This window comes from Ruoffia tabacinasalis (assembly GCF_005864045.1).
Taxonomy (GTDB): domain Bacteria; phylum Bacillota; class Bacilli; order Lactobacillales; family Aerococcaceae; genus Ruoffia; species Ruoffia tabacinasalis.
On record NZ_VBSP01000070.1, the window covers coordinates 1 to 7,242 of the forward strand.

Annotated in this window: 6 protein-coding genes; all 6 read right to left on the bottom strand. The window is 36.1% G+C overall.

The genetic code is table 11. The annotated features are described in order from the left end of the window. Window positions 1-268: 268 nt before the first annotated feature. Window positions 269-1,201 carry an ABC transporter ATP-binding protein gene (locus FEZ33_RS11575; RefSeq protein WP_235888843.1) on the bottom strand — a complete coding sequence of 311 codons (933 nt, stop codon included), beginning with the start codon at window positions 1,199-1,201 and terminating at the stop codon, window positions 269-271. Beyond that, complete coding sequence (locus FEZ33_RS11580) at window positions 1,202-2,257, bottom strand: ABC transporter ATP-binding protein (RefSeq protein ID WP_138405529.1); 1,056 nt, start codon at window positions 2,255-2,257, stop codon at window positions 1,202-1,204. It lies immediately after the preceding gene. A 10-nt stretch (window positions 2,258-2,267) separates the two neighbouring features. Then, a complete protein-coding gene (locus FEZ33_RS11585) occupies window positions 2,268-3,191 on the bottom strand; it encodes an ABC transporter permease (RefSeq protein WP_138405530.1) in 924 nt (307 codons plus the stop codon). 2 nt (window positions 3,192-3,193) lie between these two features. Beyond that, complete coding sequence (locus FEZ33_RS11590) at window positions 3,194-4,126, bottom strand: ABC transporter permease (protein WP_138405531.1); 933 nt, start codon at window positions 4,124-4,126, stop codon at window positions 3,194-3,196. Between the two features lie 370 nt (window positions 4,127-4,496). Then, window positions 4,497-5,678 carry an ABC transporter substrate-binding protein gene (locus FEZ33_RS11595; RefSeq protein WP_138405532.1) on the bottom strand — a complete coding sequence of 394 codons (1,182 nt, stop codon included), beginning with the start codon at window positions 5,676-5,678 and terminating at the stop codon, window positions 4,497-4,499. A 388-nt stretch (window positions 5,679-6,066) separates the two neighbouring features. Continuing rightward, window positions 6,067-7,062, bottom strand: coding sequence for a pyridoxal phosphate-dependent aminotransferase (locus tag FEZ33_RS11600; protein WP_138405533.1), 996 nt, complete (start codon window positions 7,060-7,062; stop codon window positions 6,067-6,069). Window positions 7,063-7,242 lie beyond the last annotated feature (180 nt).

Genomic DNA, 7,242 nt, shown 5'->3' on the forward strand with positions numbered 1-7,242 from the left:
TTACACCGCACCCCCTTGTGCATTTCCTCCATGATGTCATCTTGAAGTTGAACATGTTTATCTTTAATATTTAGTAAGTCTGCGATATAATTCATATGAGCCAAGTGAATTCTCCTTTTAGTAATGTATGGTAACTTTATTATATAGGAATTCACTGGCTTTTGTGTACATACAAAAAAAGGTGTCAGTGAGATTTCTCTCACCAACACCAAAAATTCAAGAACCAAAAACACAAGCATCAAAATGATGCCTGTGTTTAGAAACTTGATTAAATCGTTGTCTGTTGTCCTACCCATCTATCTACATCTGTCTTAGCAGCATATACATAGTGTTCTGGTCCAACTTCATGCGTAGCTAATTCTTCTTCAAGAACTTCTTCATGAGAATAAGCGACACGTTGACGCTTACTTTCACTAATTGGATCAGGTTTTGGTACGGCTGAAAGCAATGATTTTGTATAAGGATGCACAGGATTGTTATAAATCTCATCAGCATAACCTAATTCAACGATTTTACCACGATACATAACGGCAATACGATCTGAGATATATTTAACCATTGATAAATCATGGGCAATGAATAAGTAAGTTAATCCTTGTTCACGTTGGAATTGCTTCATCAAGTTAACAACTTGTGCTTGAATCGAAACATCAAGCGCTGAAATTGGCTCGTCAGCAATAATGAATTTAGGCTCTAAAGCTAGAGCACGGGCAATCCCGATACGCTGTCTTTGTCCACCTGAGAACTCATGTGCATAACGTCCCGCATGTTCAGCGTTCAATCCTACAGAGGTTAACAATTCAGAAATACGGTCTAAACGTTCTTGGCTGTTTTTATATAGTCCATGAATATCGAAACCTTCACTAATAATTTCTCCAACCGTCATACGCGGGTTTAAAGACGCATACGGATCTTGGAAAATCATTTGAATATTTGTTGCTAATTCCTTCGCTTCATCGTGAGATTTATCTCCACTAATGAGTTTACCATCGTAATAGATTTCTCCATCAGTAATGTTGTATAAACCAATAATTGAACGACCCGTTGTCGACTTACCACTTCCTGATTCACCAACAAGACCTAATACTTCACCTTCGTAGATATCGAAAGAAATGCCGTCTACTGCTTTAACTGGATTCTTTTTCTTACCAAAATATTGTTTTAAGTTTTTAACTTCTAGTAATTTTTTTCTCTCCATCAATTATGCATCTCCTTTCGTTTGTGATGTATAACGATCGATACGATTCTGAATAATCTCAGGAACCGGAATATGTGGTGCATCTTCATGCATTAACCAAGACTTAACATAATGTTCGTCATTCACTTTAAATAATGGTGGTTCTTGTTCATAATCAATCGCTAAAGCAAAACGATTACGTGGTGCAAATGCATCCCCTTTTGGTGGGTCAATTAAGTTTGGCGGTGCTCCTGGAATTGTATATAAATCCTCTTCATTATTACTATCTAAGTCCGGCATCGAACCAAGTAAGCCCCATGTATATGGGTGTTTTGGATTATAGTAAATTTCATTGGCAGAACCATATTCAACGATTTGACCTGCATACATTACAGCCACTTTATCCGCAACGTTCGCAACTACCCCTAAGTCATGGGTAATAAAGATGATTGCTGTATCTGTTGTTTGTTGAATTTCTTTCATTAATTCTAAGATTTGAGCTTGAATTGTTACGTCTAAGGCAGTTGTCGGCTCATCTGCAATAAGTAATTTAGGCTCAGCTGCCAAAGCAATCGCTATAACAACCCGTTGTCTCATACCACCTGAGAACTCATGTGGGTATTGTTCAAAGCGTTCTTCAGGATACGGAATTCCAACTAATGTTAGTAATTCAATCGCGCGTTTTTTCGCTTCAGCTTTGCTAATATCTTTACGGTGAATATTAAATACTTCTGTAATTTGATGTCCAATTTTGATTGTTGGATTTAAAGCTGTCATTGGATCTTGGAAAATCATCGCGATATCATTCCCGCGAATTTGAGCAACTTCGTCTTCACTTAATTTTAAAATATTCTTACCATCAAATATAATTTCTCCTTGATCATATATTCCTGGTGGCTGTGGTACTAAACGCATAATTGCGTTACTTGTCACACTTTTACCTGATCCAGATTCACCAACAATGGCTAAAGTTTCACCTTTTTTCAGTTCAAAATTAACCCCACGAACCGCGTGTACTTTACCAGCATACGTTTTGAAAGAGATATGCAAATCTTTAACTTCTAATAAATTTTCTGTCATTTATATCACCTTACTTCCGTAATTTAGGGTCAAGCGCATCACGTAAACCATCACCAACAGCATTAAATCCAAAGATAGTAATTGAAATTAATAATGCAGGGAATAATAGTCTCCATGGTGCTGTTAGGATTGCTTCGTTACCTTCTGAAGCCATAGTTCCCCAACTTGCTAAAGGTGGTGTTACACCTAGCCCAATATAACTTAAGAAAGCCTCGCTAAAAATTGCAGCAGGAATTTGTAACGTCATTGTTACAATAATTGATCCCATTGCGTTAGGTATTAAGTGTCGGCGGATTAAGTGAGCTGCTGATGCACCAAGTGTTCTAGATGCTAGAACATACTCTTGAGCTTTCAATGACATCACTTCTGCACGAACAATACGAGCCATACGAATCCAACCAGTTATCGACAATGCGATAATCATTGGTACTAAACCTTGTTGTAATACAACTAGTAATAAAATAATGACTAATAGTTGTGGAACAGAGTTTAAGATATCACAGATACGCATCATAATGTTATCAACACGACCTCCGATTAATCCAGAAACACTTCCGTAAACAACCCCTACAACTAAGTTAATAATCGCAGCAGAAATACCAATGAGTAGGGAAATTCTTGCCCCTACCCATGAACGTACGAATACGTCACGTCCAAGATTATCTGTTCCAAACCAAAATTCTGCTGTCGGCGGAGAGTTATACACTCCTGTTTGCTCAGCATAATCATACGGTGATAAGATTGGTACAAATATAGCCATAATTACGATAATAGCTAAAATTACTATACCTACAATTGCTAGTTTGTTACGAATAAAGGCACGCATAACTTCGCCCCAGAAAGAGATTGACTTCTCACTTAAGACGTCCGTATCTTCTTCGCGTCCACCAACGATTTCAAAATTCTTTTGTGAAAGCACTTGTTCTTCAGTCATAATTAGTTGTCATCTCCTTCCAATTGAATACGCGGATCTAAGAATACGTATAAAACATCAACGATTAATACAGCGATTAATAATACAATCGCAAAGAATACCGTAATTCCCATAATTAGAGTATAATCACGGTTATTAATACTTTGGACGAAGTGACGTCCTAAACCAGGTATTGCGAAGATATTTTCAATAACAAAACTACCTGTCAATATACCGGCAGTTAATGGTCCTAAATATGTTACGACGGGTAGCAAGGCATTTTTCAATGAGTGTTTAAAAACTATTCCCCATTTTTTTAACCCTTTAGCTTTTGCTAATTTCACGTACTCGGATGTGTTTTGTTCTAATAAACTCGACCGGGTCAACTTAGCTATGTTCCCCATATACCCTAACCCAAGTGCGAGTGATGGTAATATGACATGCAAGTTAGATTTCCAACCACTGATTGGGAACCAACCTAATTGAAGTCCTAACTGATATTGCATGAGTCCAGCTAGAACGAATGATGGAATTGAAATTCCTAATACGGCAACGATTGTCGCAATATAATCACCTGCTTTATTGTGATACATTGCCGAAATAACGCCTAATAATACTCCAAACCCAATCGCGAATAACAATGAAGCTGCCCCAAGTGTTACTGATACAGGGAAACTTTCTGCGATCATATCGTTAGTTGAGCGTCCTCGGTACTTCATCGATTCTCCAAAATCGAGTGTTGCAACATTTTTTACATAAGTAAAGTATTGCTCATACCATGGATCATTTAGTCCGTAGGCTTCATTCAATTGCTCTTGAATTTGTGGTGTAACCACTTGCTGTTCAGCTGCAAAAGGGTTACCTGGTGCTAAACGCATTAGAAAAAAGGTTACAGTTACAATGACAAATAATGACAATAGACTGTGTCCAACGCGTTTCAAGATATACTTTGCCACGATTTTTTTCCTCCTTATTAATTACATCATCATTTATGATGAGATATTATATCTAAATTCTTTTTATCGAATTTCGATTAGAATCAAATTACAAACTGAGTGATATTAAAAATCATATTCACAATTTAGTTCATAACGATAAATAAAACCACCACCAGAGTGCAACTTACACGGGGGTGATATATTCATTTATACATTATATCAGAAACCATTAAGAATAAAAATCTAATATGAGCATAAAATTAAGTTAATATATGATATTATTATCATAATTTCATTTTCATAAATATTGCTTATATGCACTAAAAAGAAAAGCCTCTACAGAGTGACAAACTTTGTCATTGTAGAGGCTAATTATATATTATGCTAATTATTCATTAGAACTTCCGTCAACTTCATAAATTTCTGCAACTTTTCCATCAACTAAATGTAACATTGGAGCTGGTTTAACGGCGTTATGTTCTTCATCAATATAAAACTCCCCAGTAACTCCACCCGTGAAGGTTTCCATATTTTCGATAGCATCTCTCACTGCTGTTCGGTCCGTAGATCCTGCATCTTCGATCGCTTGAAATAATAATTTTGCTCCATCATATCCAAGTGCTCCGAAAGTGTCTGGCGTTTTCCCAAATTTTGCTTCATAAGCTTCTACGAATGCTTTACCTGCTTCTTCTTCAGTTCCTGTGTAAAAGTTTGACGTAAAGTATACATCTGTTGCATTGTTTGCACCTGCTAACTCTACATAGGCATCACTCGCAAATCCGTGTCCACTTAAGATCGGTTGAGTTAGACCCATCTCTCTTGCTTGTTTAGTAATTAAGCCACCTTCAGTATAAAAGGCTGGTAAATAAATAACATCGAATTCTGTCGCCATTAAAGTCGTCAGGACAGCTGAGAAATCTGTATCACCACTCGTATAAGATTCTTCCAATACAACTTCATTACCTAACGCTTCCCATTCTTTAATGAATGGTTCTGCTTGACCTACAGAGTAATCATTTGACTGGTCTACTAGGACAACTGCTTTTTGTGCACCTAGTTCATCCGTTGCAAATCGAGCGGCAGCGTTCGCCTGGTAAGTGTATGAGAACGCAAGACGGAATACCCAATCTAATACATTCCCGTCATCATCCATAGTTAAATCATCTGCTGTTGCTGCTGGAATGACTGCTGGAACTTCAGATTGTTCAGCCACGGGATTTTGTGCTAATACTAAATCTGTTGCACCCGGTCCAATTAGAGCTACTGCCCCTTCTTCAACCAAGCGAGTCGCAACTGAAGCTGTTTCTGTCTTATCTGATTTATTGTCATAATGAATGATTTCTACTTCGCGGCCATCTAAAAGTCCACCTTCATTGTTTACTTCTTCAACAGCTAATTGTAAAGCTTCGTACATTGCTTGCCCATAAGATGCTGAGTAGCCAGATGTTTCCATGTTAGCTCCAATTTTTACTGTCTCGTTTTCTTCTTGTGCGAAGGCTGATAAGTTTGATGATGAGGCAAATAAAGTGACACCGGCTAAAAGACTTAAACCTATTTTTTTGAAATTCATAATATTCCTCCTGTATTGTTTGAATGATAAGGGATTGTAAAAAATGTAATGTTTATAATATCTGAAATGTCATTATCTATGGCTCATCACTTCTTTCCTGATTAAACAAAAAAATAGTCATCCATTCGATGAATGGATGACTATTACTCAAGACCCATTCATAACTTACACGAATAGGACTGGAACACGTTAGATTTTTAATCTAAGGTTCAAGTCCAGGTCTTAATAATAATAATAATGTTATTATTTTGTAAGTTATGCATAGTTCTCTCTCTTTTCTTTAATCATTTTTTAATATATTCATAATATACTCTAATCATTTTAATTGCAAGGATTTATATGTATTATTTCTGAATATGCATCACTAGCTCTGGTTTATGTACTTATATTATTTTTTTATAGTTTGATTTTTTAACCATTCTTCAATAAGTTCATTTAATCTAGGATAATCTTCGTGCTTAATAATCGAGTAACGGACTGTCTCTTTTAAGTTATCTTCTTCGTAAAATCGACCCGAAAAACCATTCTCTTCGAGATAGCGACCTAAACTCAGTGCTCTATCTCCATAGGTAAATACAAAGTTGGTGTAACTGTCATTCACACTCATCACTTGATTCACTTGCTTAAAGGCATCAACCAACATATCACGTGCTTCTATTTGATAATTGGCGTATTCCTTGACCCATGCTTTATCTTCTAGAAAGACACTCGCTAAGTTCATCCCTACGTGATCTAAAGGATAAGGGTGATTAATTCGAGTAACTTTATCATAAGTCTCCCCTTTGGCAATAATAATTCCAATTCTTAAGCCGGCCAATCCGTATATTTTACTTAAAGTACGAATAATTAATACATGCTCACCATCTGGGCGTGCATATTCTTTACCGAATTCAATATATGCTTCGTCGATGACAAAATATCCATGCATTGCTTCCATCGCATCCGCAATTGCTTGTAATTCATCTTCTTTGAACATTAATCCCGTTGGATTATGAGGATTAGATAGTATGAATAAAGACGGTTTTTTCTTATAAATTGCTTTAACTATCTTGTCAAAATCAAATGAATAATCCGCTTCGCTCTCTACCTCATAAAAAGGTAATTGTAGTTGCTCAGCATACTCTTTATACATAAAGAAATCTGGAGTGATTGTCATAATACCTTTTTGACCTAAAGTGATAAAGGTTTTCTGGATCCACTCATCTGCACCACTAGCCAATTCAATTTCATCTACATTCAAATTATTATCTTTAGCGTAAATATCTTTTAATTGTCCTAATTCAACATCCGGATAATCTTGAAATACTGTTCTATTATATACTTCATCCATATATTCTTTTTTAATCGGTGAAATTGGACTTGTATTTCTGTTCATTATAACCATAATTCAACCTCGTTTCTTGAAATATATTCTATTATAACACTAATAATTTTAATCCTCTGTTGTCAAATCAAATGCAACACTATTGTTATTCAAAAGACATACCCCATTAGACTTTTAGGTATAGGGTTTCCCCCATGGGGGAAATGTCGCTTTTCGATTCTTTTATAACTCAAGTCTTTA